Annotated in this window: 39 protein-coding genes and 1 tRNA gene; 4 read left to right on the plus strand and 36 right to left on the minus strand. The window is 59.5% G+C overall.

Annotation, left to right across the window (positions count from 1 at the left end):
- Positions 1-3: 3 nt before the first annotated feature.
- Complete coding sequence (locus CXY72_RS12625) at positions 4-297, minus strand: HNH endonuclease (protein ID WP_199184037.1); 294 nt, start codon at positions 295-297, stop codon at positions 4-6.
- 47 nt (positions 298-344) lie between these two features.
- Here CXY72_RS12625 and CXY72_RS12630 point away from each other — a divergent pair, with 47 nt between their 5' ends.
- Positions 345-740: a hypothetical protein gene (locus tag CXY72_RS12630; RefSeq protein ID WP_104128016.1), complete on the plus strand. Its 396-nt coding sequence runs from the start codon at positions 345-347 to the stop codon at positions 738-740.
- A gap of 56 nt (positions 741-796) precedes the next feature.
- Here CXY72_RS12630 and CXY72_RS12635 read toward each other — a convergent pair whose 3' ends face one another.
- The 34 genes from CXY72_RS12635 to CXY72_RS19305 all read right to left on the minus strand — a co-directional run bounded on the left by CXY72_RS12635 (position 797) and on the right by CXY72_RS19305 (position 18,865).
- On the minus strand, positions 797-2,089 hold the full coding sequence (locus CXY72_RS12635; RefSeq protein ID WP_104128017.1) for a hypothetical protein: 1,293 nt from the start codon (positions 2,087-2,089) through the stop codon (positions 797-799).
- 800 nt (positions 2,090-2,889) lie between these two features.
- Positions 2,890-3,042, minus strand: a complete 153-nt coding sequence (locus tag CXY72_RS19580) for a hypothetical protein (protein WP_158252563.1) — start codon at positions 3,040-3,042, stop codon at positions 2,890-2,892.
- Positions 3,039-3,683: a hypothetical protein gene (locus CXY72_RS12645; protein WP_104128019.1), complete on the minus strand. Its 645-nt coding sequence runs from the start codon at positions 3,681-3,683 to the stop codon at positions 3,039-3,041. Before CXY72_RS12645 ends, CXY72_RS19580 begins: the two co-directional genes overlap by 4 nt.
- Positions 3,680-3,934: a hypothetical protein gene (locus tag CXY72_RS12650; RefSeq protein ID WP_104128020.1), complete on the minus strand. Its 255-nt coding sequence runs from the start codon at positions 3,932-3,934 to the stop codon at positions 3,680-3,682. Before CXY72_RS12650 ends, CXY72_RS12645 begins: the two co-directional genes overlap by 4 nt.
- Positions 3,935-4,058: 124 nt before the next feature.
- Positions 4,059-4,676, minus strand: a complete 618-nt coding sequence (locus tag CXY72_RS12655) for a hypothetical protein (RefSeq protein ID WP_104128021.1) — start codon at positions 4,674-4,676, stop codon at positions 4,059-4,061.
- Complete coding sequence (locus tag CXY72_RS12660; protein WP_104128022.1) at positions 4,673-5,092, minus strand: hypothetical protein; 420 nt, start codon at positions 5,090-5,092, stop codon at positions 4,673-4,675. The genes CXY72_RS12655 and CXY72_RS12660 overlap by 4 nt, the downstream gene beginning before the upstream one ends.
- Before the next feature lie 157 nt (positions 5,093-5,249).
- A complete protein-coding gene (locus CXY72_RS12665) occupies positions 5,250-5,615 on the minus strand; it encodes a hypothetical protein (RefSeq protein ID WP_158252564.1) in 366 nt (121 codons plus the stop codon).
- Between the two features lie 127 nt (positions 5,616-5,742).
- Positions 5,743-6,465: a DNA cytosine methyltransferase gene (locus CXY72_RS12670; protein ID WP_104128074.1), complete on the minus strand. Its 723-nt coding sequence runs from the start codon at positions 6,463-6,465 to the stop codon at positions 5,743-5,745.
- A 274-nt stretch (positions 6,466-6,739) separates the two neighbouring features.
- Positions 6,740-7,204 carry a single-stranded DNA-binding protein gene (locus tag CXY72_RS12675; protein ID WP_104128024.1) on the minus strand — a complete coding sequence of 155 codons (465 nt, stop codon included), beginning with the start codon at positions 7,202-7,204 and terminating at the stop codon, positions 6,740-6,742.
- A 3-nt stretch (positions 7,205-7,207) separates the two neighbouring features.
- The gene (locus tag CXY72_RS12680) at positions 7,208-7,558 is read right to left on the minus strand and encodes a hypothetical protein (RefSeq protein WP_104128025.1); all 351 of its coding nucleotides are present in this window, start codon (positions 7,556-7,558) and stop codon (positions 7,208-7,210) included.
- The gene (locus CXY72_RS12685; protein ID WP_104128026.1) at positions 7,555-7,989 is read right to left on the minus strand and encodes a hypothetical protein; all 435 of its coding nucleotides are present in this window, start codon (positions 7,987-7,989) and stop codon (positions 7,555-7,557) included. Before CXY72_RS12685 ends, CXY72_RS12680 begins: the two co-directional genes overlap by 4 nt.
- Positions 7,986-8,471, minus strand: a complete 486-nt coding sequence (locus CXY72_RS12690) for a hypothetical protein (RefSeq protein WP_104128027.1) — start codon at positions 8,469-8,471, stop codon at positions 7,986-7,988. Before CXY72_RS12690 ends, CXY72_RS12685 begins: the two co-directional genes overlap by 4 nt.
- Positions 8,468-9,313: a hypothetical protein gene (locus CXY72_RS12695; protein ID WP_104128028.1), complete on the minus strand. Its 846-nt coding sequence runs from the start codon at positions 9,311-9,313 to the stop codon at positions 8,468-8,470. The genes CXY72_RS12690 and CXY72_RS12695 overlap by 4 nt, the downstream gene beginning before the upstream one ends.
- A 23-nt stretch (positions 9,314-9,336) precedes the next feature.
- Complete coding sequence (locus CXY72_RS12700) at positions 9,337-9,756, minus strand: hypothetical protein (protein ID WP_199184038.1); 420 nt, start codon at positions 9,754-9,756, stop codon at positions 9,337-9,339.
- A 592-nt stretch (positions 9,757-10,348) separates the two neighbouring features.
- Positions 10,349-10,921, minus strand: a complete 573-nt coding sequence (locus CXY72_RS20685; RefSeq protein ID WP_104128075.1) for an HNH endonuclease signature motif containing protein — start codon at positions 10,919-10,921, stop codon at positions 10,349-10,351.
- A gap of 112 nt (positions 10,922-11,033) precedes the next feature.
- Positions 11,034-11,813 carry a phage recombination protein Bet gene (gene bet / locus CXY72_RS12715; RefSeq protein ID WP_158252565.1) on the minus strand — a complete coding sequence of 260 codons (780 nt, stop codon included), beginning with the start codon at positions 11,811-11,813 and terminating at the stop codon, positions 11,034-11,036.
- Positions 11,803-12,294 carry a recombinase gene (locus tag CXY72_RS12720; protein ID WP_146071170.1) on the minus strand — a complete coding sequence of 164 codons (492 nt, stop codon included), beginning with the start codon at positions 12,292-12,294 and terminating at the stop codon, positions 11,803-11,805. The genes bet and CXY72_RS12720 overlap by 11 nt, the downstream gene beginning before the upstream one ends.
- A 202-nt stretch (positions 12,295-12,496) precedes the next feature.
- The gene (locus CXY72_RS12725; RefSeq protein ID WP_104128032.1) at positions 12,497-12,781 is read right to left on the minus strand and encodes a hypothetical protein; all 285 of its coding nucleotides are present in this window, start codon (positions 12,779-12,781) and stop codon (positions 12,497-12,499) included.
- Entirely contained in the window at positions 12,778-12,999 is a 222-nt protein-coding gene (locus CXY72_RS12730; RefSeq protein WP_104128033.1) for a hypothetical protein, read from the minus strand. The genes CXY72_RS12725 and CXY72_RS12730 overlap by 4 nt, the downstream gene beginning before the upstream one ends.
- Positions 12,996-13,130: a hypothetical protein gene (locus CXY72_RS20370; protein ID WP_255409283.1), complete on the minus strand. Its 135-nt coding sequence runs from the start codon at positions 13,128-13,130 to the stop codon at positions 12,996-12,998. The genes CXY72_RS12730 and CXY72_RS20370 overlap by 4 nt, the downstream gene beginning before the upstream one ends.
- Positions 13,127-13,597 (minus strand): hypothetical protein, encoded by a 471-nt coding sequence (locus CXY72_RS12735; protein WP_104128034.1) that lies wholly within the window; start codon positions 13,595-13,597, stop codon positions 13,127-13,129. The genes CXY72_RS20370 and CXY72_RS12735 overlap by 4 nt, the downstream gene beginning before the upstream one ends.
- Entirely contained in the window at positions 13,594-14,016 is a 423-nt protein-coding gene (locus CXY72_RS12740) for a hypothetical protein (protein ID WP_104128035.1), read from the minus strand. Before CXY72_RS12740 ends, CXY72_RS12735 begins: the two co-directional genes overlap by 4 nt.
- Positions 14,013-14,168, minus strand: coding sequence for a hypothetical protein (locus tag CXY72_RS19585; protein WP_158252566.1), 156 nt, complete (start codon positions 14,166-14,168; stop codon positions 14,013-14,015). The genes CXY72_RS12740 and CXY72_RS19585 overlap by 4 nt, the downstream gene beginning before the upstream one ends.
- Positions 14,165-14,815, minus strand: a complete 651-nt coding sequence (locus CXY72_RS12745) for a DNA methyltransferase (protein WP_104128036.1) — start codon at positions 14,813-14,815, stop codon at positions 14,165-14,167. The genes CXY72_RS19585 and CXY72_RS12745 overlap by 4 nt, the downstream gene beginning before the upstream one ends.
- Positions 14,812-15,018, minus strand: coding sequence for a hypothetical protein (locus tag CXY72_RS12750; RefSeq protein WP_104128037.1), 207 nt, complete (start codon positions 15,016-15,018; stop codon positions 14,812-14,814). The genes CXY72_RS12745 and CXY72_RS12750 overlap by 4 nt, the downstream gene beginning before the upstream one ends.
- Positions 15,018-15,548, minus strand: a complete 531-nt coding sequence (locus CXY72_RS12755) for a phage N-6-adenine-methyltransferase (protein WP_233197807.1) — start codon at positions 15,546-15,548, stop codon at positions 15,018-15,020. The genes CXY72_RS12750 and CXY72_RS12755 overlap by 1 nt, the downstream gene beginning before the upstream one ends.
- 253 nt (positions 15,549-15,801) lie before the next feature.
- On the minus strand, positions 15,802-16,302 hold the full coding sequence (locus tag CXY72_RS20690; protein WP_104128038.1) for an HNH endonuclease: 501 nt from the start codon (positions 16,300-16,302) through the stop codon (positions 15,802-15,804).
- Positions 16,303-16,498: 196 nt separating this feature from the next.
- A complete protein-coding gene (locus CXY72_RS12770) occupies positions 16,499-16,696 on the minus strand; it encodes a hypothetical protein (RefSeq protein WP_104128040.1) in 198 nt (65 codons plus the stop codon).
- Positions 16,693-17,109, minus strand: a complete 417-nt coding sequence (locus CXY72_RS12775) for a hypothetical protein (protein ID WP_104128041.1) — start codon at positions 17,107-17,109, stop codon at positions 16,693-16,695. The genes CXY72_RS12770 and CXY72_RS12775 overlap by 4 nt, the downstream gene beginning before the upstream one ends.
- Complete coding sequence (locus tag CXY72_RS12780; protein WP_104128042.1) at positions 17,106-17,405, minus strand: hypothetical protein; 300 nt, start codon at positions 17,403-17,405, stop codon at positions 17,106-17,108. Before CXY72_RS12780 ends, CXY72_RS12775 begins: the two co-directional genes overlap by 4 nt.
- Positions 17,406-17,578: 173 nt before the next feature.
- Positions 17,579-17,905 (minus strand): hypothetical protein, encoded by a 327-nt coding sequence (locus tag CXY72_RS12785; protein WP_104128043.1) that lies wholly within the window; start codon positions 17,903-17,905, stop codon positions 17,579-17,581.
- Positions 17,906-17,911: 6 nt separating this feature from the next.
- Entirely contained in the window at positions 17,912-18,097 is a 186-nt protein-coding gene (locus CXY72_RS12790) for a hypothetical protein (protein WP_146071171.1), read from the minus strand.
- Between the two features lie 334 nt (positions 18,098-18,431).
- Entirely contained in the window at positions 18,432-18,638 is a 207-nt protein-coding gene (locus CXY72_RS12795; protein ID WP_104128045.1) for a hypothetical protein, read from the minus strand.
- Positions 18,635-18,865 (minus strand): helix-turn-helix domain-containing protein, encoded by a 231-nt coding sequence (locus CXY72_RS19305; protein ID WP_158252567.1) that lies wholly within the window; start codon positions 18,863-18,865, stop codon positions 18,635-18,637. Before CXY72_RS19305 ends, CXY72_RS12795 begins: the two co-directional genes overlap by 4 nt.
- 96 nt (positions 18,866-18,961) lie before the next feature.
- Here CXY72_RS19305 and CXY72_RS12800 point away from each other — a divergent pair, with 96 nt between their 5' ends.
- Positions 18,962-19,225, plus strand: coding sequence for a helix-turn-helix domain-containing protein (locus CXY72_RS12800; protein WP_104128046.1), 264 nt, complete (start codon positions 18,962-18,964; stop codon positions 19,223-19,225).
- Positions 19,226-19,510: 285 nt separating this feature from the next.
- Here CXY72_RS12800 and CXY72_RS12805 read toward each other — a convergent pair whose 3' ends face one another.
- Positions 19,511-20,989, minus strand: a complete 1,479-nt coding sequence (locus CXY72_RS12805; RefSeq protein WP_104128047.1) for a site-specific integrase — start codon at positions 20,987-20,989, stop codon at positions 19,511-19,513.
- 306 nt (positions 20,990-21,295) lie between these two features.
- Between CXY72_RS12805 and CXY72_RS19590 the strand changes: the two genes are divergently transcribed.
- A tRNA-Ser gene (locus CXY72_RS19590) sits at positions 21,296-21,377 on the plus strand.
- A gap of 311 nt (positions 21,378-21,688) precedes the next feature.
- A complete protein-coding gene (locus tag CXY72_RS12810) occupies positions 21,689-22,762 on the plus strand; it encodes a tellurite resistance/C4-dicarboxylate transporter family protein (RefSeq protein WP_104128048.1) in 1,074 nt (357 codons plus the stop codon).
- Positions 22,763-22,969 lie beyond the last annotated feature (207 nt).

A 22,969-nucleotide genomic window follows, 5' to 3' on the forward strand; every position in this document is an offset into this window, starting at 1 on the left:
CGTTCACCACTTCCGCGAGGTCTTGGGTGCCTGCAATGCTTTGATGCCCTCTAGCGCCTTCTTGCCGCGTCGTGAGTTGCAGCTACGATGCGCGGGCTTGAGCGCACCTGTCATCGATCCGCCGTTACCGACTGCATCGATGTGGTCAGCGGTGAAGGCCATTGGGTGTTTCCAGTCGAGCTCATAATCGAATGGCTTGCCGCATAGGTGACATGGTGCGCCCGTCTTGCGCGCTTGCCTCTTCAGCGCCTCACGCTTGGCAACATATGCGCGATCGTTGCGGTACTGGGCAGCCACCACCCACCCCCTGCTAGCCTGAGTCCCTACTACCTACTGGGGGAACCATGTCTAAGATCACGTTCATGTTGGCTGCTACGGCCGTCCTGCTGCTCGCTGGGTGCTCATCTGCGGGGACTGTGCCGGACGCTGCACCTTTCACTGTGGCGCCGACCATTGCGCCTGAGCCAACTATCGAACCGACCGTCGAACCCGAGCGTCTAGCGCTCACCTATCCGAATGGCGAGTTTCCCGGCAATGGCACCTTCGTGATCAACGTCGACATAGAACCTGGAACGTATGGCTCGGATGATGGAACCGCGGGAGCTAACTGTCATTGGCAGCTTCAAGATGAGGCCGGCGAAGCATTACGTGATGGTACCGACGCTAACGGTGTGCTAATCCTTGAGGGTCAGCACCGGTTCGTGTCGGAGGCTTGCCCTGTCTGGGTAAAGCTCGACTAGCGCAAGAAGCCCTCACCACAATGGCAAGGGCTTCGGGTAATGCCAGGTGATGGCGCCTACAGAACCGTCAGTGATCCGAGGTCGAACCCGTTATCGTCAATGCGAAACACGAGCAGCCCGGGGTCTGAATCGTCACCTGACTTGTTCCGCCACCAGGACGAACCGTTGTCTAGCGTCGGTGCCTGAAGATGCCACTTGGCTCGCCCAGTCTCGGCATCACGACCTGATGGCCGGATGCGGAGATTATGGTAATGACCGGTGAGCAGGATGTGTGCTCGTGCGAGAGGCTGTCCGCCGTGTTGCTGTGCTGCCCACCAGGGAACCATTTGAGCTTCTGCTGATTGGTGACCGTGATGCAGGCCAATGATTGTGCCTCTCACGTCGAACGTGAGCGATTCATTCCACTCTTCGGGGAAGTGGTGGGTAACTGGCAGCCCGGTGTCTGAGGCGCGTTCAGCTAGGCGCTTGTGAACGTGTATGCCCCAGTCGTCGGTGGGCTTACCGAGGATGTTCTTGCCGGCTCTCCATGCTCCGTGATTGCTCGGAACTACGAGGGAGTCGACGGGGCCGAACTTTGCTAGGAGTGTTTCGACTTTCCATCGTTCAACGGCGTACATGTCGACCTGATCAGGAAATGACAGGTCGTTGAGGTGCGCTTGAGATGCGACGTTCTCGAATGATTCGGTGCCGTCGCCGACATCCGCTAAGACGTAACGCGAACTATTGCCGGCTTCGAGGTAGGCGGCGAGTGCTGCACGCTTGTCTGCGAGGCGGGCGATGAGTTCAGGGGTGCCGCCTCTTGAATCGCTTTTGCCAATCTGAGGATCAGCCCAAACGACGACGGTGGTTGATTCGCCGGTGCGAGGCGGGTGCGGCTTGTGCTTGGTGCGTGCAACCTCGGCGTAGAGGGCGGGCAGGTCAAGCTGTTCTGCCGTGGTCTTGCGTGTAAAGCTCGCCCGATACGAGAACAAATTCACGACATCGCGCGACCCGTCCTCGAGCGCCTTCGACTGCTGCCACGTAGAGCATCGAACCGTGTCGCCGACAATCTCGAATTCGTTCGGGTCGCGGTTGAACCGTTTGAAGATGTCGGCCCAGTCGGTGATTGGTTCGATGGTTTGCACGTCAACGAATTCACCGCCGTCGATGCCAATGTCCATTTTGCCGGACAGCTTACCGATGACGGGGTCCGTCTTCTCGATGCCAGCAATTTGGCGTTCGAGTTCGAGGCGGGCGCGGTGTCCGTTGGCTGTTGACTTGTTAATGCCCCATTTGCTGGCGATGGCCGGCCCTGTGAGATCAGCGTTGTTTAGGTCGACCAGATAGCGTGCATCGTCGAGCAGTGACATTTAGCTCCCTGCCTTCATGTGTGCGAATAGAGCCGAATGTCTAAACTTCTGTCACGCTGCCGGTCTTGAGTAGCACGGCGTCTGTCTCGTCGGACCAGAATGCTGCGATCGGGCGTAGGACGGGTTCTACTTCGCGGCCATGGTGGGCGCAAAAAAGCAGTTCGCGCATGTCGCTCATCGTCACGCGGATGTATGCGCGGGCGTTGCAGTCGCGTTTGTCACAACGATCTATAGCTGTCAGTGTGAAGACCGGTTTCTGGTCTGGAGCGGGGTTTAGCATTCCGCCTGGAGTGAGCTCAGGAAGTGGGATTGTCGCCGGCATAATGACTCCGTTGTCCGGTTGAGCCGGGGTTGATTGGGGGTGCCGAATGGAGCCGGTAGTAATGCCACCGACCCACATTCGCGCTATGACGCAGCCCGCACGGCCGCGTGTTTGTTGCTCGTTGTCCTGCCAAACCCTGAGCTCGGGCTGAACGGCTGCGACCTTTCGGCAACAGTGGCAAGTTGGTTGGGGGCGGGTGGTCGGTGGGACGACCTCGCAAGGCCGCTGCAGCTACCACCCGCCAGCTCGTTTTGTCTTGCGCCCGCGGAGAGCTATTCCGCTGCATGAAGGACCAGCAGCCCCGGCAAGATGATTCGGCCGCGCACTCGCCCGCTGATGCCTTGATTGGGCGGGAGTGTGTCGGGGGTGGCGGCCGAAAAATGGCACAAAAAAAGCCCCAACCGCGAGGTCAGGGCCTTTCTTGAAGTGTAGTTGAACCGGAAAAAGTTACACGTATCCGATATCGTTCCCCATTATGTCACACTTTCGCGCCTTTCTTCGCGTATTTCTCAAGAAACTTGCGGATTTCTTCGGAGAGGATTTCGCCGCGTGCGTCGGCAACTTCTTGAGCCGCTGTCCAGAGAGCGTCAGATGTGCGGATGGTGCGCGCGATCATGGGGGGGCGGCTCATGTGGTTACCTTCAGTAGCAGCTTGTGAATGTCGTAGGCGGTCGCGTCGCCGTCTACTTCTTCACGTATCTGTTCGATCAGGGCAAGCGCGGCGTTACGTTCGGCGGTGACGGATTCGAGGGCAGCGACTGGCACCGTGAGAATGGCAAAATCTCCAATTTCCGAAGTAAATATATCGTCGGATCCATCCGCGCAGCCAGCACAGTGGGGGTCCATTGGTGACCATCTGCCAGGTTTGCCTAGCTCATACCGTGCATCGTCCTCGGCCCGCAGGATCGTAGTCCCCGGAAGCATTTCCTTTTTGCTCATAAGTTGACCATCATGGCTTGGAACGCGGCCCAGAGTTGGTCGTAGACGCGGATATTTCGGGGGCGAAGATGTAGGCGCGGGGTCATGTGCAGCGCCATTGACGGCGCGGGCGAGTGCAAGGGGCGGGTCATCGTCAAAAATATGGGCATTCGCGGCGTATGCGATCGTGCTGTGCAGAATTACTAACTGCGCGTCGATGGTCATCAACCACATCCGCTCCATGCGAGTGGAGACATCAGCCGTGGCCAGTTCACCCAGTTGTGTCTGGATCAGGTGGAGCATGCTGCTGGCCGCTTTGATCTCATCAATGACATCTTGCTGTGTGTTGCTCATGCGTTGACCATCGTCATGGCGAGGGCGATCTCTTCGCGGCGCGTTCCGGTGAACTCGTCATCGGCGAATGCGATGGTGTCGAGTGCGGAGTTGAGGTTGTGGCGGGTGGCGAGGGTGTCAACGACTGCGGCCTGAATCTCGCGGGCCGTCTTGTCGCCTTCGAGAACGTCGAGCATGTCGAGAAGTTCGTCGGTGGTCTTCGCTGTGATGGTTGCTTCGATCAGGTTCTGGATGTTCTTCGTCGTTGTCATGTCTTTATTCTATGTCCCCCGCAATACGAACCGCAATACGAAACACAAAGAATCCCAAGAAACTTTCCACACACGCGAAAGGCCCGCAAGCTTCCACCTGCGGGCCCAATCCGGTTACGCGCCCTCAGGCTTCCTGCGCGTCGATCGCGTAACTCAATTCCCGTATCCCGAACACGGCTTCACACGCCCGACATTCCCCCTTGCCCGTCTCGATCATCTCCGGTCCGTCGTGGAACGTGAGCAGCAGCGGGCGCTGATACTCATTGCCGTCTTTCCACCATGTGCCAGCACCACATAGCGGGCAATCGTCTGGCAGGTCACGGGTTCGCGGCGGGTCGAACAGTGCCTCGATCTGCTTGGCCCACCCTTGCATCTTACGCAGGTAGAAGCTGTGGTCTTCTCGGTAGCGTTCCGTCTGCGAGAAGATCACATACCAGGACCGGAGCAACGGGGCGGGCATGTCTGCGGGGCGTGTGACTATCCCTGCACCTCTCGCCCATTCCTTGACCATCGTGGTGATCATGACGGCGGTGTAGAGGTTGCCGGCGTTGAGCATGTTGCGCTCGTTGGGTAGCGATCCACCGCCACCGATCCCGACCGTGCCCCGGATTGCATCTTCGAGCCGGTCGAGCAGCGAGGGGAGTTCGACCGGTGACACGCAGGTGATCCCGTTCTTCTCCTGCACGGTCTTCGTCGTTCTCGATTTGGTGAGGGCATCTAGGGCGTCGAGTAAGTCGTTCATCGTGCCACCGCCGCAACCTTGTCCAGTCTCAGCAGCCACTCACGGCCACGTGGCGCGGCGCCCGAGAGCTCGAACCCTTGCTTCCGTGCCGCGACCTCACTTTCGGCCACGACTTCGATCGGGATCGCCTTGTTCCAGTCGGTGTAGTAGTAGCCGGTTGGATCGGATGCTGCACGCCGAAAGTGGAACATCGACATCGGCACCTGAGGCGTCGGCGACTCAGCGGCCCCGAGGTTGTCGCGCAGGTATCCCGCGCCGGAGTAGATGCCCTGTTCTTCGAGCTTGTCGGCGATCAGTAGCCCCGCCTCCCGCATCGTGTAGCGCGGTTCGGTCTCTGCTGCTTCAAGGGCGTCGATCAGTTTCTCGATAAGTACTTCTTTGCGGTCTGATGTTTGAAAGTAAAACCCGTCAGCCATGTCCCGTGCCTCTGCGATCAATTCCGCGTTACTCATCCTCTGTCCTCTCTCTGCGCCTCTGTAGCGCTGGTGCGGGTTGGTGGTGCTAGTTGTGCTGCGAGGGGCTTAGATGGCGGGGTGGGGGCTGATGGTGCCAGATTGGTTATCGTTCCTGTGGTCATTGGTCTGCCCTCTCTTCTGCATATTCGGTAGCGCACGGCTTGCACTCGCACTCGTCGTCAGCGCTGTTATGGGTCCATTCGGTTAGCCCGATACTCATTGCCCCGTTGCCGTATGGGTCCATCGTGATTTGCACGATTGACTCGCCATCGAGGAACAGCAGGTCGAGGTCGTGACCACGCCCCGGTCGGGTCTCTTCGCGGAAGATCGACCGCCATTCCCAGCGGTCTGGACTCCAGTCGCTTATCTCAACGCTGTACGTCTCGCGTGCCTCCGTGATCCACTCAGCCAGGGCCGTTGTCTGGCGCTCGGTCATCGTGCTCACGAGTTCCCCCGCTTCATCTCGTCCCGCAAGTCGAGCCATGCCTGCGCCTGCTCCTGACTGTTGCGGTACTTCCTTGTGCTCCATCGCAGCAGTGTTGCCTCGAATATCCACTGAGTGGCGATCGCCCTGGCCTTGCGAGCCTGGCGGGTGGTGCGTATGCGTATGCTCATGTTGTCCTCAAATCGTGTTGTGGGATTAGGCCCGGTGTTGCGTGAAGCGATGACAGAAGCTGTGCGCCGAGGAATTCGCTGTACGCGGGCGGGATTGCCTGCGCCAGCTCGTGTTCGTTCATCTTCCAGTCGATGCCGAGCAGTTCAGCCCTGACCGATAGAGCGGGCGTGTAGCCGCCCTGTCGATCGGGGTTGTCTCTATGCGCCGGCGTGCGGTGTCTTCCCGCGGTGTACGAGCCGGCTACCTGCGTGTCGTCGTGTTGGCAACCGCCGGCACCCATGAGCCAGATGTTCGACTCGAAGAGACGGTGCCTGCGCAGCGCGAGTGGCAGGCCGTCAACGTCTGGCGCTCTCAGCCCGAACTCGGAACCGCAGAGGGTCATCGGGCTGAACAGTGGCGCGCCCTCAACGTTCTCGATGACGTATGGCAGGCCTGATTCGATGAGCGCAGCACGAGTCGGCACTAGAAGATCTGGGTGCGGGTTGTCGTGCAAGTGCGCGGTCTTGCTGTAAACCTGGCACGGCGGGCTCGCGTGAATGGCGTCGAACTCATGGCCGTGCTCTCGCAGATATTCGAGTGCGTCGGCCTGGTGGAACTCAAAGGGGTAGTTTTTCTGCGGCACGATGTCCACGCCGTAGACCTCGAAGCCGGCGCGGGAATATCCCACACCGGCCCCACCCGCGCAGCAGAACAGATCCAGAAGTTTTGGCTTTCTCATGTTGTCCTCAAATTCGGCATAAAAAATGGCCCCTACCGAGTGGAAGGTGCCTAGGTGGTGCGGAAGGTGCGGGCTTACTGGTCGTCCTCGCACGGGCAGGGCATTTGCAGCCAGCAGCTCGTGCATGTTGGCGTTTCCGGGTGCTCGATGCGCCCATGAATGTTTTCGCAGTCGGCGTGCACGACCATGAGGCCGTTGAACTCGACCTCATCACCCGGTTGAATCCCGTCACATTCGCCAGGACAAGGTCCCGCGAACTTTGCCGCGAATGTCATCAGAACGGGGTGGTGTCGTCAAAGCTGCCCGGCGCGTTCCATGTATCGCCGCTAGTTGCCGGCGCACTCGTCGGTGCGGCCGGTGCCCACGGTTCGTCATTCCCTTGCTGTGGTCTGACCTCACTACGCTTCGGCTTCTGCACGATGACCGAGAGCTGCGGGAAGTTGAACGTGATCTTGGCGCCGGGTGTACCGTCCCGCTTTGCATAAACCTCGAGCTTCGGGGTGCCGGTGATGGTCACGAATGAACCCTTCGATACGGTCGCGCGGATCGAATCGCCGTGTGCGTCCCAGAACTCAGCCTCGTACCAGATCGTTCCCGCGTCGTCGTTCACCCATTCGCCGTTGACCTTCTTGGACGGGGTGACCGGTACAGTGACCGAGACGATGCGGTATGCCTGCGCCTGTCGCTCTTCGGGGTCCTTGGCGACGAATCCTTCGATGGTGAGTGTTGCTTTTGCCATGATCTATTTCTCCTTTTTCGTGAGGGCTTGCACCCTCTGCAATTCCTGATAACCGAGCGACTTGCTGCCACCCGGCCTGTACGTCTGTTTCGGTTTGCGCGGTTGTTTCGGCTTTGACCTGCTGAATTTCAACCAGTCAGCAACCACCGCCTGGAGTCGAGCATCGCCATGTTCATCGCCAGATAGGGTCAGCGCGCGATTCCGATCGTCGTCTTGAACGCGGCCCCAACGCTCGAACTCAGCAACGTTCAATAAGTGAGCCCGAACCATCTGCCGGTGACCTTCCCCCGTGAATGACTCGCGGGCGATCGTTGCCGGGTCAACCTGGGCGAGGAACATCTCGAAACTGTTCACAACATCCGCCCAACCGTGCCGACATCAGCCGGCACACCATCGCCCTGATCCAGTGCGAGCCGATCCGTTGCCTGCCTGCGCTCGAACTCCCGCAGCGTGAACAGTGCGTCGCGGATGTCAGGGGGGAGTAGGTTGCGAGACGGCCATGACTTCTCGATGAGGCCGCGTGCTTTTGCGGATCTCACGTCGGCTTCGATTGCGGAGGCTGAGTTGCGACCACCATCAGCGACCGTGTTCAGAATGTGCCGGACACTGAACACCTCCTTCGCAATCGGCCCGGTGAAGTGTCCGACCGTCGCAGCCATCGCCTCGTCGTAGTTGACCTGCTCGAGCGCCATGAACCATGCCTCGGTTGTTACGCGATCCACGACTATGAAACGGTCGAAGCCCGACGCGATGGTGAGGATTTGGGCTACTTGGGTTTTGTTCACTGGGTGGCAATCCAGGGTCCAGCGGCGGTTCGACTCACGACTTCTCTTGACAATGCGCGGTCGACCGCCGATTCCGCCACCCACTCTCGTGCATCATCTTCGGCGTCGGTCTCGTAAACGTGAGTCGAGCCGCCAGTTGCACGCACTCCCCACTCAACATTGGTCGGGTCGAGAGGGGCAACCCAACCCCCGGACTTGAGCGCATCCATGATCTTGCTGGCGGGCAGCCACGGCTCGGCGAGATACAGGTGAGACATCATCTGCACACCCGCTTGAATGCCGCGCTCACGTTCCGTCAGGTCTCCGCCCGTCATCCCGTATGCCTCGGCGAGCTTGACGAACTCCTTGATGATTGCCGTGACCGTTCCGCGCATCTGGTCTTCCGTCGTCTCGGTCGGCCTCTCCCTGTCGTCGGGGCGTTCCTGCTCGTCCCGGCTGTCTATGTCATCTTCGATGCTCTCGGGGTAGCTCTGCTCATTCATGCTTCAATTCCTCTCTGTTTCTGCATTTCTTCGCGGGCGAGTTGCGCCACGAAGTCGAGGTTCTGATCGGTGCGGGTCGGTTTGCGGTCGGACTCGGGCGCCGTAGGTAGTTCGTCGGTCCAGCGCTCATGCCCGATCCACACACCGAGCGCCGGGGTGTACTTCTTCTCGGTCGTCGCGAGGTAGGCGTCACCGAACCGGACGATGTGATCGGCGAGCTCGTCAGGGTCGATACGTTTCGCGGATGCCCTGAACTTCTCGAGGGCATCCTTCCGTTCGACCTTTTTGGGCCAGTGCTTATAGGCAGCATCGAAGACACGCTCAATCGCCGCAGGTGATGACTGTTCCCTTTCCCCTGTTCCCCTATTCCCTTTCCCCTGTTCCCTTTCCCTTTCCCTTTCCCTTTCCCTTTCCCTTTCCCACGCCTGAACTTCCTTCGCTTCCGACGGTATTTCCGCCGCTAACGTCGGTAGTTCCGACTCCCCAGTGTTTGCAAGGGGTTCAGCCCTATCAGGGGTCGGGTTCAACCGCTTTGCCTTGCGTTCGGTGCGCTGGTGAATATCCCAGCTCGGGATGCTGTAATAACGCCTCCCATCGACCGTGTAAAAGTGCACATCGAAGCAGTCCGCAACTTCCTTCGCAAGGGAAGGAAAATCCGCGGTTGATATTTGGTCGTCATTCGGGAAGGCAAAACCGATCAGTGGCTTCGGTGTTGCGAGCCCTACGCCCCAGTCATCAGCCCAGTTCCACATGGCGATGAAGAACAAGCGTGCTACGTGGGATGCCTGAGCGGTTCCGGGGCTGTCCCAGAACTCCGGCTTGATCGTTCTTATTCGTGCCATGGTTCACCTCCTTCTGTCTGGGTTCACGAGATCCGCTCGACTCTCAGTTCGAACCGTGCAGGTCCTTCGCCGGCGCCCAGCTTGACGATCCGCGGCATGAGCTTGTCCATGAGATCCGGTGTGTCATCCGTGACCACTCCGGCGTCCACCAGCCCGTCACACATGGCCTTGAGTGTCGGCACCACGTTGTCGGCGTCGCGGCGATGGTTCGTGACCACCAGCCATGTCAGGGTGACGCGGCATTTTCCTAATGCCGGGTATCTGGCAGCGGCGAGACTGGTTGCCCGCCGAACGTCTTTCGTGATGCTTGCTTTCTTGCGCCAGTGCATCCGCTGGTTCGCGGTGAGTGGCGGCGAGGTGTAGGTAAAGTGCAGGGTGCCGACGAATGCTGCGGATGGTCCCTGTGCCGTCTCGGGCATCATCCCTTTATCCATGCTGATCATGCGGCTTTCCTTTCTGCGTTCCGTTGGTTCTGGTATGCGCGCCGAACTTCACGGCACGACGGCGATTGTGGGCAGTCGGTGCAGCCACGATCAGCGCCGACGACTGTTCCGTGCACCCATCGCGGATTCTTTGGCACGCTGCGATTCGAGAGCGTCCCTGCTGCTTTCCGTGCGGCGTATCGTTCCTTCTCATAGCGGCTGCGTGCTTCTCGACACGTGCCACCTTCGAGGCCTTCATTCGGGCAGTTGTCGACGCAGCCACGGTCAGCCATGCGTTTCGTGCCGTGGAATGCGGGGGCAGATATAGGGCCCGATTTGCCCATGATTTTGTTGGCTGCGTGAGATTTGACTGTTGCGATCCTGGTCGCACGACGTTTCGCGGATGCTGCTGATTCGCGAACGATGCGGGTCTTCGGTTTCGCGAACGTTTCCTTGTCCGCAGTTGCCGTGCCATCCGCGACTGCCTTGATATAGGCGTAATCGTGGTGGTGGCGCGTGTCGGCTTCGGTGCAGGTCATTAGGTCCGTGTGAAAATTCAGGCACTCCCACCCGCGACAGCCCGCCTTGTAACCTGCTACCGTGCCATGGCCGGTCACTTTTTGCGCCGATACGTACTCGATAGTGCGACGGCAGCCATGCGGCACGTATATTCCTCGGGGCATTCGTCGCGGCATTTCAATCGCCGATATCCCGATGCGGTGCCATGCATTATTTCGACTGTCGGCTTTACTGGAGCCGCCAGTTTCTTCGCAGCCTGCTGAGCATCCCGACATGGGCGGCAGCGTCGCGATATCGTGCCATCTGAACGGTGCGCGAGATACGCATCCGTCAGACTATGGCCGCGGGCGCAGGTATTCGTTCGGAAGGCGACTGCCCCTGGCGAGTTACCGCGCAAGACGTTTACCCTCTGGCTTACAGCTTCAAGGTGTGCCGGATTCACGCACGCTCGCACGCGGCACAGGTGATCGATCTGCAAGCCGGCAGGGATTGGCCCGACTAGCTGCTCGTACGAATACCGATACGCGCGCTGGACTTTTCCCCGCCTGATGGTGAATCGTCCGTATCCGAACTTATCGACGGAGGCGTTCCAGAGCCAGCACCCTTCTGACCGATCGACTTTTGACCAGAACCGAGGGTCCGCTTTTTTCTGGGGAAGCGGCTCCATGTCTGCACTCACGAGGCCACCGCCTTCGTGGCGAATTGCAAGAGCTTGGATGCGAGGTCGACTGCCTCTTCCGGGGTGAGGGTTGCGGGGTCGACCTTGTACAGTGCGTCGCTCATATCAGTTCCTCGTTTTCGGCACTCTCATCGATGATTTCCCCATGCACGACTTCCTCGATCGCTGGCAGTGAACCGCCGTAGCTGGCAAATTCGGCGTGTAGGTTTTCAGTCCACTCCCCTGAGTCCTTGAGCTCCGTGAACAGCCCCTTGAGATCGGCGCGGTTGTCGGTTGCTTTCATGGCGGCGAGCCAGTCGCGAGATGCAGGGACCGGCGTTGCGTTGTCCACTTCCTCGGGGGTGTAGAGCCCGGAAAGTTCCATCGGGAATGCCCGGCGCAGGGCGAGAGATTCGGCAACCTTGGCGAGCATGTGCGCGGGCATGGAGCGCCACGTGCTGTTCGTCTTTCCGAACTCGGTCCAGGTGGCGACCCCATCGAGCGGCGTGGTGTAGTCGGCGTGCTTGACGCGGACACGGGCTGCTGCGGGGTTGCCACCGGCGAGCCACACGGTGGTCCATGTCACGCCGTCTGCGGTCCATTCGGTCGGCAGTGCGCCCCGATACTTTCCGGTGCGTTGTGCGACGAGGCGCAGGCCATCGATCGACACCATGATGACGTACTTGCCGCCCATTTCGAGGCAGTAGATCTGCCGCGCGATCGGGTCGAGCTGGGTTCGGTGGCAGGCTGCAAGGAATGCTTCGATTACAGGTCTAGGGACGGGTACTTTTGTTCCGCCCTGACCGACCTTGACGAGTCCCGAGAACTCCATGAGTGCGGCCTGCTGCGGGGTCCAGTCGCGGTCGGCACCGGTGCTGGGGATGGCGAGTTCAGTTGACATTTTCAAGCTCCTTGGAGAATGCGTTGGCAGCATCGAGCAGGATTAGCACTCGGTCTGCGATGGTGATGAGATCCGCGATCATGGGTTCATTTCGCGGGATGATGAGGCTGAGCGGGTCTAGCTCGGTGGGTATGAATCCTTCGTGGACTTCCCAGATGAACTCGGTTGTTTCGGCGCCCAGTACGTATTGCTGCCATGCGACTTGGCGCAGGTATTTCGGCGGGATCGTCTTGAATGGTTTGTTCGTTGTCTTCGCTTCCGCGAGGATCAGCGCGCCGTTGTCTAGCCGGATTCCGTCAGGCGTTGCTACGTGACGTTCGTTGTTTTCCGAGTGGATCAACAGCGTGTTGCGATCGAAGCCTTTGGCGCTGAGAATGAACGATTCGCGGCGGTTGCCGTGGTCGGTGTATGCGTTGCCCGTGAAGTGGTTATTCAGCTTTGAGCGGGCATAGCCAGGGGAGCTGGCGAGCTTGGCGAACACTCCCGCGTCACTGGCGCCGATCCGGTTTGCTCGGGCACTGGTCCACGCGTCCCGGTCGAGAGAATCAGCGAGGACACGGGCCTGCCAGCTCACTTCAGATCCTCCGCACGTTTGCGCCATATCCTTAGGTCTGGGTCGCCGGGAATAATTGACCCCCGCTGCAAGTCGATCTCAGCGGGGGTAGTGGGTGCGGTTGTGGGGGTCATGCTCGACGCCCGCAATCCATCTTGTGACCGCCGACTCTGTGGCATTCCGGGCAGCTCACGAGCGATTGCAGCGCCATTTCCGCCTGCTCCCTGGCCTCGTTGAATTGCTCTTCGGTAAGGTTGGGCACGTCTTCCCAGCGCTCCCCGATGTTGTCGAGCGCATCAGCCACGGTGAGGTCGACCAGTGTTCGCGCCGCCTCTTCGATCTGGTTTTCCTGCTCAGCGGTCCAGCCGCATGGGGCGTCGTAGTAGCTGTCTGGCTGGCTCGCTCCGATGCTCACAGTCCCACCGTTCTCGTCTGCCTGTTGCGCTCCATGCGTTCGAGCACGAGGGTTTGCGCGCGGGTTGCGTCGGCGAGTGCGAGGGTTGCGAGCGCCTGAGCTCGTAGGTTCGCGCCGATGATGATTAGTTGCAGCGAGCGGTCTTCTTGCAGCGCCCTAATTTCGTCGGGCATTAGCGGTGTGAGAATCCGCTCGGCCTCGGCTGTGTGATCCGTCATTTCAAACTCTCTTTCACGATGCGTTCCCAGTCGATCCCGAGTGCCGCGCCGGCTGCATTGAGCACTAGGGGGGCGTCGGAGAAGATGACCTGGGGGATTGTTTCGGATACGGGGATGAGGCGCGGGGTCACTTCTTGGCCTCATTCAAGATGGCTCCGAGGTGTCTGCGCGCGGTGTAAATGTCTCGAGTAGTGCTGTGCGTACGGTCGCCGCCGATGTCGTAGAAAATCTTCTCCAGCTTCGGCACCAGATCAGCCATCACCTCAGCCGCCACTTCGGCTTCGGGGCGTAGGCGGGTGTACGGGGCGTATTCCGCGCGCAAGGTCTCACCTTCGACTACATTGCAGGGATCGCCGTCCTTGTCGAAGTACCATCCCGGAATTGTCGGCAGCACCACGGGCGGTACCTTCTCCGTGAAGATCGACCACAGACCCGGCAGGCCAAGCGTGACTCTGCCGCCATCGTCGGTTAGTAACTGGTAGACACCAGGTCTCGCAGTCTCGTAGATGCCGACAATCTCGTTGCCGCCACGAGTTACCTTGATGCGCGTGCCCCTGAGCTTGTCCGACCACAAGGCCGGCGTCCATTCGATAGTCACTTGGACACCGCCGCGAGTTCATCGATGCAGCGCTTCTCGAAAATCGGTTCTTCCCGCTCAGGCTTGGCATCTTCGGCGGGGAGAGTGCGTGTGCCGACCTGCACGAGTTCGCAGGAACCGGAGCCGGTGTAGAAGCTGAACGTGAGGCCGTTGCTGGCGATGCCGGTCAGGTGGATTAGGCCATCGTCGCGCTCCAGTGCAAGCTCCGGCATGGTGTCCAGAAGGCGAATCGCGGCCCGCTCGGCACCGTTGCTAACCTCGCCATTGCGGCGGTCGTAGGCGCTTAACTGGATCTGAATGTCAGCGTTGTACTTATCTCCGTTGTAGATGGCGGTCTTGTAGATTTTCAGCCCGGCAGCCTCGGCCACCTTGTTCAGTCGGTCGGCCAGCAGATATTTCGAGTACAGGTTGGTGATCATTCCATATTCCTTACGTAGTAAGCGAGTGCTGGCATCGGCAGGATGAGCGCGACACCGAGGATTCCTAGGGCGGCTGTGAGTGTCCACGCGCCGGCAAGGATGAGTATTACGCCGAGGGTGAATAGCAGCTCGGTCCAGTGAGTGGCGGTCATGCGATCGCCTCGAAGTCGAACGCCTGCTGGGATAGGCGTTTGGCAATCGTTTCGCAGTGCCGTTCTTCGGACTCGATACCGATTGCCTGTCTGCCAAGGTTGCGTGCTGCGACCAGAGTTGCGCCGGAGCCGGCAAATGGATCAGCTATTACCCCTGCGGGTGTGTAGGAAATCAGTAACTCCATGAGTCCGGTCGGTTTCGGCGTCGGGTGTCCGTATCCCTTGCGTTCAGCGCCACCCCTTGCTAGCCCGTTTGCGCGGATGACGTTAGGGCGTCGTGCGCCCTTCCATCCGGTGCCAATGACGTAGATTTCCTCAAACGCTGAGAAAAACACGGGGTGCCCTAGTGCGGCTTCGTCTCCCTTGTCCCAGATGAGAACCTGATCGCACGCGGGCTTGTCATTGCGCCAAGACCCAAACACGAGAGCGGGCTTCTTGCCCCATGCAGCGAGTGCCGAATCCCTAGTGGTTGTGTCGTGGTCACCCACTACCTCTACGGCCGCTTTCTTGCCTGCGCGGCTATGGAGGTAGTAACCCATCCCGTATGGCGGGTCGGTCACCAGTACGTCGGCAGCCAGCCATTCCGTGACCTCGAGGCAATCGCCGTGATAAAGCGTGACCAGTTCATCTTGGTAGTAAGGCTTCATTCGTCGCCCGCAATCGCATCCCAGGTCGTCTCATTGACGTGCCCATTGCCACACGTGAACACCGCGGAGTTGTCGCTGTCCACGTACACATCGACATCGCCCTCCCAGTTGCAGGTCAGGTCCTCGAATCCGAACAGGTCAACCCCAGCGGTGCAGTACGTGATAACCGTGTGTCTCGTGACAGCCTCGCCAGACGTAGCCACTAGGCGACCATCCCGAGTGGAATGAACTGACCGGGAATTGAGCAGTGCTTCAACTTGAGCGCGTCGCTCTCTCCGTAAGCGATAAGCACACTCGGTGCCCCTCCATTTGCTTTTGCCGGCGTTCCATCCGGCCTAACGAATGTGAGCCTCCCCTCAAGAAAAAGGACCGCGCTAGCTCTATTCCAAACTGTCTCGAAGAACATGCGCGTTTCGGTACGTGCGAATATCAGCGCCGTACCGTTGCCGTGGTCAGCAAGTCGGCGCATCCATATAGTTGCTTGCTTCCCATAAGGCGGGTTGAGCCAAACGCGGCCATGCCACTGGAGGGTTAGGCCGTCTCCATGTGTCTCTGGCGTGTACACCGTTTTGGCAGTAGACCAGCCAGGGGCACCGCACGGGTCGAGGTCAAATTCGCCCATTGCGTCGAGAACGTGCCGGGGGGTGAGCCAACGATCGGTGATCATGGCCGCCGACTGGTGGCTGCCCATTGATCTACCCTTCGCCGCCTGAATCTCTTCAACGGCGCTCATCGCACAACCCCTAACATCCGCATAATCTCAATGTCACGCCCAAACAGCGCCGTGACCCGTTTTGTCTGCTCCGGTGTGTACACGCTCAGTTCGGCGTGCACGTACACGGGAGCAGCCGGTGCGGTAGTCCGCCCAGTTTCATGCCGGTAGCAGGTCTGACACATGCCGACACGTGACATGCGCACGGTGCCTGGATAGTCGACGGCGAGATCCTTGAACCCGCGCAACGGTCGGTTGCAAACTCGGCAAAGGTTCATGCGAGGGCCCGCTTAGAGGCCTTGTACTTCTTAACCCTGGCTCTGATGCAAGTGCGGCAGTCTCGGCGGTAGCGTCCCGGTGCGTTGTAGGTGTTTTCATCCGTGTAAAGGTGCCCATTTATGCACGCCACCTGATTGGAATGCAGGTTGTGGCCGTGTCGAACGGTGTCGAAGCTGTTTTCGGATGGTGTGCCATATGCGAGATTGCTCGCATTGTTATTCGCAGACCGACCGTCAATGTGCCGAACGAGCGGGCCCGTTGGTTCGCCAATGAATGCCCGCGCAACTAGGCGATGGACAGAATAAGTCTCCGGCACTCCGCCCTTATAGAGCTGCACGTGCAAATGACCCCACGGTTTTTGAGCAGCCGGCCGAAGGACTCGGCCCGCGCCAAAGAATGACCAGACCTGACCCAAGTTGCTAACTGAGTACAGCCCCTCGAACCCGACTATTGGCCTCCATTCAGTGTTCATACCAACACCGTCCAGTTGCGCCATGAGAACAACTCGAATCCGACCGATTCACTCGGTCCGCGCTTGTCGTCGCTGAGTGTCTTAGCTCTGATCTCAAACGTGCCGATGTGCGTTATCTCGATGGACACTTGCCCGTGCTTCGTACTGCTGCACAACCTGGATCCGACCACGAGGCCATTGGTCCGACAAGTTGCGGCTGAGGTGGATTCGATCTTGATGCTCATGAGTTACTCCATACGATCAGGGCGATTACGCCGACAGTGCCAGCCCATCCAAGGGCGGCGATCAGGAATACCAGCGACCACACCTCGAGCTCGTGCAGGTGGTTGCGCCGTGCGATACGACGGCGACGGTCGGATTCGAGGATGCGTGAACCGTGGGTGGGTTCGGGTGGGTACGGGGCGGGAGGGCGGGTCACAGGGTCACCCCGTAACGCGCCGCAATATTTTCGTGATCTTGGGTTACGTTGAGGTCAGAGTCGTCGTATTCCTTAGCCACTGCCGCGAGCAGCTCCTTGACCATTTCGGCTTCGGGGCGCAGGCGGGTAAAGGGGGCGAAACCTCGTGCGTCGATATCGGTCATGAAGTCAGTGTCGAGCTGCCACTGCTGCACGCAGTTCGGGACTTCCAGGTGCAATATCCACGGGTAGCCCTCCTTGTCTGCGTAAACGCCCGGCTCAGTCGGCAGAACAACGGACCGCTCAATGAGCTCGTAGGTCGCCTTATCGCCGGGAATCATTTCCAGGTCAGACCTCGCAATGGTCTCCACGATTGCGCGGAATTTGTCCCCTTTGCGGATGTCTTCCCGCAGGATCGGTGTCTTATTACTCATGCGATACTCCAAATCTGTGTGCGTCGGTTGAATGGTGTGCGGCCGTATTCGCCGGTGAATTTCACGAGGCCCTGTAGTTCGAGCTCTTTGCGTGCCGTGCGGATGCGTTGCGGGGTGGCACGCCGGCTTACTTCGCCGTAGAAGTACGCCTGTAGGTGTGCGGCGACAAGTTCGTTGTCTGTCTGTGCCTTCTCACGTAGGGCGACCATGAGCCAGCCCTGTAGCTCGGTGAGTACGTCGGCGGGGATGGTGTCTGCCTCGTGTGAGGTGTGCGGGTCGCGGGTTCTGGTGGTCACGAGTGGCGACCTCTGCGCGGCGCTGGCATCGGCTCGGGGTAGAACATGGCAAAGAATCGCTCCCGTTCCATCCGTATCGTCTGCCCTGTGGCAGGAGCTATGTGCTTGCCGATATATTGGAAGTTCATTGCTTTTCCTTTCGTGGCCCGTCTGTTCGTGCAGGCGGGCTTCTTTTATTGGTTGCGGCTTTTCTTGCGCATCTTCGCCATGCGTCTCGCCCCTCCGAGGTCGTACAGGTCGCGCCCTGGTGCGCTGGGATGTTCGGCGTCGGCAACCCACCCGGACGCTTTCGCCCAGAGGATCGTCGTAACCGTCTGCAATCCGTCCGAGTCAGCAGCGACACAGACCGTTATCCGGCCTCGTGTGCGCCATTCCGACCGGGTGCGATCCGAATAGAACCGATCGCGAGGCCGTTGGAACGCAGCCAGGATCTCGGATGCGTCCACGGCCATATCGACCGCGCGGGATAAAGCGTGATGCGACATGGCGAAATCGGCCATGAGGGGTTAGATTTCTTTGAAGCTGAGGGCGATCTCGACCGCACCCAACTCACGCATGATTGGTTCAGCGAATGTGGCTGCGTCCCCGTAGCTTTCAAACGCGGCTACCGTGCTGCCCTCGACCCGCACTCGGTAGGGGAGAACGCTAGTCGGGCTGGGTTTGACGGGGATGGTGCGTCTTTCGTTGTTCATGATCTGCTCCATTTCGTTTGGTGAGTGCCGCGCCCGGGGTTCGATCCCGGCACCTTCAGTCGAAGCGTCTTGGCGAGCCGATATTGCGCGGTCCTTATGCACACCCGAACCGACGTCGCCCTCACAGTGGGCGGTCGGCAGCTTTCGCTTGTCGGATGGTGTTCGCGCTTGCACTCCTTGAAGCCGAGGGTTCGTGTCCCTGGGCTGGATTCCCGCGCTACCGGGAAGGGGCTATCTATGCAAGTTCTGTTCAGTTGTGGGGTTGTGCAGCCGTTTTTGGGTACGGCAAACCAGCACCCAAGCCGCCGGCGAAAGCGACAAGGGTCGAATGGAGCTAGGACAGTGGTTTGTCCAGGGGGAGCGCGTCGAACCATGCGACGAGATCCGCGTGCTTGACGAGACGCTTGGCGCCGGCCCAGTGAACGGTCAGGTCGCCGCGCGTGATTGCCTCTTTGATCGGGTATACCGAGAGGCCAACAGCTCGCCCCGCGCCCTCGACTGAGTAGCCGATCGGGACGTGTGCTGTGGGGGTGAAGCTCATGAGGTGACCTGCGACAGGTCTGTCATCCACGAGGCGGCGTCGGCCTTCAACTCGTGGGCAATCTTGAAGATGAATGAGGCGGGGAAGTCTTTCCCTTTGCCTTCTAGCATTCTCTGAAGCGAGGAATAAGGTATCCCGGTCGATTCAGCGAGGGGGGTGAGCGTTACCCCCTGCGCTCTTCTGCATGTGTCGATTCGGTGCGCAAGTGCTGCTGTTGGATTGTCCATGTAGATAAGACTATCCATTTGGACAAAATATGCAACATGGAAGTGAACCCAGTTCGGGGGTATATGAAATTATCCATTTGGTTGTAAGGTGTCTGGGTGAATGAAACAGCCCCGCCCTCTTTCGAGGACTACGACAATGCCCTAGCTTCAGTTCTTTTAGCGCGCAAGAAAAAGCTCGAGATGAACTTCCTCGAGCTATCCCTTGTCAGTGGCATTAAGTATCAGCAAGTCATGCGACTGGTGAACGGGCATCGTCCAATGCAGTTCAGTGAGCTCGTCGCTCTATGTCACGGGCTCGACATACCAGTTCAGGAAGTCGCGCGATTGACCGAAGAGCGAGTGGCGAACACGTCTTCGTAGTTCGCCCCGCACTTCTGGATCAATAGGAACATCTTCCCGACGTGCATCTCACCGGCAGGAATTGTGGCTATGAGAGGGCAAGGTACGCCAGCAGTCACTGATGCGAACTCCAGTCTCGCCCGAACGGTTTCCATGTATTTCTGATGCATTATTTTCCCCAGAATTTACCGCAGCCTGAGCTATTTCTCAGAGCATGGTTTGACAATACGCTTTGCCTCCGACATGGGTTTGTTTTAGGTCCTCATTAATGAGGACCTAAAACGAGATTAATACACATTTTCGCCCCTACTCTGGGGGTAATTCAAGAAATGGCAGCAGTGCAGAAATGGCCGTCATGCCTTCGCTGATCTGCTGATCATCGACATCGGTGTAATGCTCCACCATTGCGGCAGACCCATGGCCGAGGATTCGCATACGTGCACTCATGGGCACCTTGGCCTTTTGGAGAAGTGAAGCAGTCGTATGTCTTGCGTCGTGCAGTCGGGCGTCAGGTACGCCAGCGCGGGCCAGTACGGCGTGCCACGCAGCATTGTCGCGGCTCGGGTCCAGTGGTGCTCCATCGAGGGGGAGTAGGCGCCCATGCCTATCCATCTTCGGGTCGGCAGTCCAGACGAGCCCATGCGGGTTGGGCTCGTCTGCGCCTTCATTGACGCGCTGCGCGATGATCGACAGCAGCGGCTCGACTAGGGGGATGATACGCAAGCCTGCGGACGACTTCGGGCGCGACCACCAGAGCCCGCCCGTTACGTGTCGGTGCTCCCAGTCTGCCGGCGCATCGAGCTTTCGCTTAGGGCAGTCAGTCCCGCGCTTCTTGCCGCAGGTGTCATCCGTTCCGACGACCCGGCAGCCGTGCATCCATGTGAGGCGTTGCAACTGCCAGGACAGATCTAGCCAGAGTCCCGCGTTGCCGTTGTCGTCGGTTCGCTCTACGATCCGGTCAAGCTCGAGGCCGATCAGTTCACCTTGTCGGGCGCCGGTGAGTAGCGCGGCGGCCCATCGTGAACCGAGCCGATCCGCAGTTGTGGCATCGTCCGGGGCTGTGAGCACCGTCCTGAGCACTTGCACACCGTGGGCGGCTGTGAGGATGGTCAGCGTCGTTGCTCGCTTCCTCGGCGGCTTGGTGAGCGTTGCCACGTTCTTGGTTATGCGGCCCTCGCGCACGGCATCAGTCAGCGACGCTGTGAGTACGTTGTGGGCATACAGCGCAGTAGTCGACGCGAGGCCCTTATCCATGATGTCGGCGGCCAATTGGCGAACATGCGCTGTGCTGAGCTGGTCAAGTCGCTTCGACCCGATCGACGGAATGATGTGCTTGGTAATTGTGGACCGGTAGTTGGCCGCGGTCTTCGGGCGTGCGTTCTTCGTCACGAACTCACGAAACCAATACTCGATCCACTTCTCGACACTCTCGCCCGATGTCGAGATGTCGCCGTTTAGGTCTAGGAGGCGGCGTTGTTTCAACAGCTCGGCCTCGACTAGGCCCTTCGTCTTGCGCTGAATCGTCTTGCGCCGGCGTTTACCTTTACCCGCTGGCAGTTCGATCGAAGCGCGCCAGAACTGCAACGGCTCGTTGAGGTCCGCAGGAACACGGAACACGGTCCCTGTTTTCTTGGCGCGCTTGTTTGGACCTTTGGCTGTGGGTCCTTTTGCTACTTGATTGAAGTCGTCGGCGGGGGACTGGCTCGGGTTGCTCTCGTCCCCCGCTGCGATCGTTTGTCGCCGTGCCCGCGTCTTCGGGGTTGCGGGCAGTTCTGTGCTCGTCATGTTTACTCAATTCTGCAGGCTCTCCTGCTGTGTCTTCTTCTCCCGTGCGACGCCCACTCCGCCCCAGTCAGTGCTCCGAGGGATAGGGATCTTCTGCGCACAAAGACGTGGGTATTAGAATTCATGGTGTTCCTCTCTTGTCGATTGCTTGAGTGGAGCTGAAGCCAGAGGGTGTCGAGACCTTCTGGCTTCTTCTTTTTTCGGGTACGTTCAGAGACTATCGTAGGTCAAGCCATTGTCAAGCCATTGACCCTACGAATTGACCGGTATTGACCGGGTTTGACATGGCAACTTCCGCGTAATTACGCGGTTTTACGGGGCATTCTGACCCCCTAGCATCTCACTCGTAATGAGAAGGTCGTCAGTTCGATTCTGACAGGCGGCTCCACTAAAGTTCCGATCATTCTTCTCGAAACACCGTCGTCAATTGTCCCGTCCGCACCCCGGGGCGGAGGACCCGGACGCCTTCTAGCCTGTGAATGAATACGGCATGGTCATGCAGTGTGCGCACGTCTGAGCCGCGGCCCTGAGTGTTGGCTGGCGCGCGGTCGCTACGGATATCGATCCGGGTTGATCCGGTCTGATTCGTGGTGTTCGCTACCACCTGGCCGTCTCCGCTGGTCTGCGGTACATGGATTGAGTCCGGCCCCGGGTCAGCGCGAGAGCCGCGAGTTCCGCTCGAAGGGCTAGCCTGTAATAATGGCGTCCGAGCGAAGTGTGCGAGTGCGCGCCGCCGTACGCACGATGCCACCTGGATATTTCGCCATGGTCATGGCCACCGGCATCCTCTCGATCGGCATGAACCTGATCGGGGTCGCAGGCCTCAGCTACGCGCTCCTAGTGGTCTGCGCCGGAGCTTATCTGGCGCTCCTGGTGCTGACTGCATGGCGGTTCGTGGCGTTCCGATCAGACTTTCTCGATGACATGCACGACCCGAACCGGGGATTCCAGTTCTTCACCTTCGTCGCCGGCACCAATGTGCTGGCTGCGCGTTTGGCCGTGGAAGGTTGGTTTCTTGCGGCAACGGTGCTCTTGGGCGTGTCTGGTGTGGCCTGGGTTGTGCTCGGTTATGCGGTGCCCTGGCTCGCCGTACTGGGCCGCACGGCACGCCCCGTACTCGGGTCGGCAAACGGAACCTGGTTTATCTGGGTCGTTGCGAGCCAGTCGGTCGCCGTCGTGGCAGCGGCACTCGAACCGGTCGCGGGCGATGCCAGGGCGCTGCTCGCGGTGCTGGCCATATTGTCGTGGTCGGTCGGCATTTTCCTCTACGGAGCCGCTGGGGTGTTCGTCTCACTGCGCTTGATGCTCTACACACTGCGGCCGGAAGATCTCGATCCGCCGTACTGGGTATCGATGGGCGCCTGCGCGATCACAGTTCTGGCCGGCGCCCGCATCGTCGAAATGGCGGATGCTCCGATGGTAAGCGCGACTCGCGGACTGGTCGGCGGCATATCCGTGATGTTCTGGGCCTTCGCGACCTGGCTCATCCCCGTGCTCATCGCCGTGGGAATTTGGCGTCACTTCAAACGCCACGTACCACTGCGCTATCAAGCGACACTGTGGAGCATCGCGTTCCCCGTCGGAATGTATGCCGTCGCCGGAATCTATCTGGGTCAGGCCGACACGCTGCCGCTCGTCGGCGAGATTGGTACCGTCACGCTGTGGGCTGCGCTGGTCGTCTGGCTTCTCGTTTTCACCGCGATGGCGCGCCAACCGATCCGGGCAGGTCGCGTCCGACATGATGCCCAACGGCGCGAGAACGCCCGTCGGTAGCCCTCGGCGAGAGGGCTGAAGTCTGCCAGGTCTATTCCGGCGAGAGGGTGCCGTTTCGACCTGAGATGGAACGCGAACCGTGCGGGAGTATCCGTTTGCATGCGAGAAGCCATCTTTGGTCCTTTGGCCGAGGTCATGTCCCGTTGAGTGGTGTTGTTTCCCGCTCCTGAGTGTTGCTGCGTTAACGTAGCGAGCCACCGTGGGATG

This window comes from Cryobacterium sp. Y57, assembly GCF_002929505.1.
Lineage (GTDB): Bacteria > Actinomycetota > Actinomycetes > Actinomycetales > Microbacteriaceae > Cryobacterium.

What these genes read in the sequence shown, in the direction of transcription:
- CXY72_RS12630 (WP_104128016.1), top strand. Translation starts at nt 345, where the DNA reads ATGTCTAAGATCACGTTCATGTTGGCTGCTACGGCCGTCCTGCTGCTC.
- CXY72_RS12635 (WP_104128017.1), bottom strand. Translation starts at nt 2,089, where the DNA reads ATGTCACTGCTCGACGATGCACGCTATCTGGTCGACCTAAACAACGCT.
- CXY72_RS19580 (WP_158252563.1), bottom strand. Translation starts at nt 3,042, where the DNA reads ATGAGCCGCCCCCCCATGATCGCGCGCACCATCCGCACATCTGACGCT.
- CXY72_RS12645 (WP_104128019.1), bottom strand. Translation starts at nt 3,683, where the DNA reads ATGAGCAACACACAGCAAGATGTCATTGATGAGATCAAAGCGGCCAGC.
- CXY72_RS12650 (WP_104128020.1), bottom strand. Translation starts at nt 3,934, where the DNA reads ATGACAACGACGAAGAACATCCAGAACCTGATCGAAGCAACCATCACA.
- CXY72_RS12655 (WP_104128021.1), bottom strand. Translation starts at nt 4,676, where the DNA reads ATGAACGACTTACTCGACGCCCTAGATGCCCTCACCAAATCGAGAACG.
- CXY72_RS12660 (WP_104128022.1), bottom strand. Translation starts at nt 5,092, where the DNA reads ATGGCTGACGGGTTTTACTTTCAAACATCAGACCGCAAAGAAGTACTT.
- CXY72_RS12665 (WP_158252564.1), bottom strand. Translation starts at nt 5,615, where the DNA reads ATGGCTCGACTTGCGGGACGAGATGAAGCGGGGGAACTCGTGAGCACG.
- CXY72_RS12670 (WP_104128074.1), bottom strand. Translation starts at nt 6,465, where the DNA reads ATGAGAAAGCCAAAACTTCTGGATCTGTTCTGCTGCGCGGGTGGGGCC.
- CXY72_RS12675 (WP_104128024.1), bottom strand. Translation starts at nt 7,204, where the DNA reads ATGGCAAAAGCAACACTCACCATCGAAGGATTCGTCGCCAAGGACCCC.
- CXY72_RS12690 (WP_104128027.1), bottom strand. Translation starts at nt 8,471, where the DNA reads ATGAATGAGCAGAGCTACCCCGAGAGCATCGAAGATGACATAGACAGC.
- CXY72_RS12695 (WP_104128028.1), bottom strand. Translation starts at nt 9,313, where the DNA reads ATGGCACGAATAAGAACGATCAAGCCGGAGTTCTGGGACAGCCCCGGA.
- CXY72_RS12700 (WP_199184038.1), bottom strand. Translation starts at nt 9,756, where the DNA reads ATGATCAGCATGGATAAAGGGATGATGCCCGAGACGGCACAGGGACCA.
- CXY72_RS20685 (WP_104128075.1), bottom strand. Translation starts at nt 10,921, where the DNA reads ATGGAGCCGCTTCCCCAGAAAAAAGCGGACCCTCGGTTCTGGTCAAAA.
- bet (WP_158252565.1), bottom strand. Translation starts at nt 11,813, where the DNA reads ATGTCAACTGAACTCGCCATCCCCAGCACCGGTGCCGACCGCGACTGG.
- CXY72_RS12730 (WP_104128033.1), bottom strand. Translation starts at nt 12,999, where the DNA reads ATGACGGATCACACAGCCGAGGCCGAGCGGATTCTCACACCGCTAATG.
- CXY72_RS12740 (WP_104128035.1), bottom strand. Translation starts at nt 14,016, where the DNA reads ATGATCACCAACCTGTACTCGAAATATCTGCTGGCCGACCGACTGAAC.
- CXY72_RS19585 (WP_158252566.1), bottom strand. Translation starts at nt 14,168, where the DNA reads ATGACCGCCACTCACTGGACCGAGCTGCTATTCACCCTCGGCGTAATA.
- CXY72_RS12745 (WP_104128036.1), bottom strand. Translation starts at nt 14,815, where the DNA reads ATGAAGCCTTACTACCAAGATGAACTGGTCACGCTTTATCACGGCGAT.
- CXY72_RS12755 (WP_233197807.1), bottom strand. Translation starts at nt 15,548, where the DNA reads ATGAGCGCCGTTGAAGAGATTCAGGCGGCGAAGGGTAGATCAATGGGC.
- CXY72_RS20690 (WP_104128038.1), bottom strand. Translation starts at nt 16,302, where the DNA reads ATGGCGCAACTGGACGGTGTTGGTATGAACACTGAATGGAGGCCAATA.
- CXY72_RS12775 (WP_104128041.1), bottom strand. Translation starts at nt 17,109, where the DNA reads ATGAGTAATAAGACACCGATCCTGCGGGAAGACATCCGCAAAGGGGAC.
- CXY72_RS12785 (WP_104128043.1), bottom strand. Translation starts at nt 17,905, where the DNA reads ATGGCCGATTTCGCCATGTCGCATCACGCTTTATCCCGCGCGGTCGAT.
- CXY72_RS12790 (WP_146071171.1), bottom strand. Translation starts at nt 18,097, where the DNA reads ATGAACAACGAAAGACGCACCATCCCCGTCAAACCCAGCCCGACTAGC.
- CXY72_RS12795 (WP_104128045.1), bottom strand. Translation starts at nt 18,638, where the DNA reads ATGAGCTTCACCCCCACAGCACACGTCCCGATCGGCTACTCAGTCGAG.
- CXY72_RS19305 (WP_158252567.1), bottom strand. Translation starts at nt 18,865, where the DNA reads ATGGACAATCCAACAGCAGCACTTGCGCACCGAATCGACACATGCAGA.
- CXY72_RS12805 (WP_104128047.1), bottom strand. Translation starts at nt 20,989, where the DNA reads ATGACGAGCACAGAACTGCCCGCAACCCCGAAGACGCGGGCACGGCGA.
- CXY72_RS12810 (WP_104128048.1), top strand. Translation starts at nt 21,689, where the DNA reads ATGGCGTCCGAGCGAAGTGTGCGAGTGCGCGCCGCCGTACGCACGATG.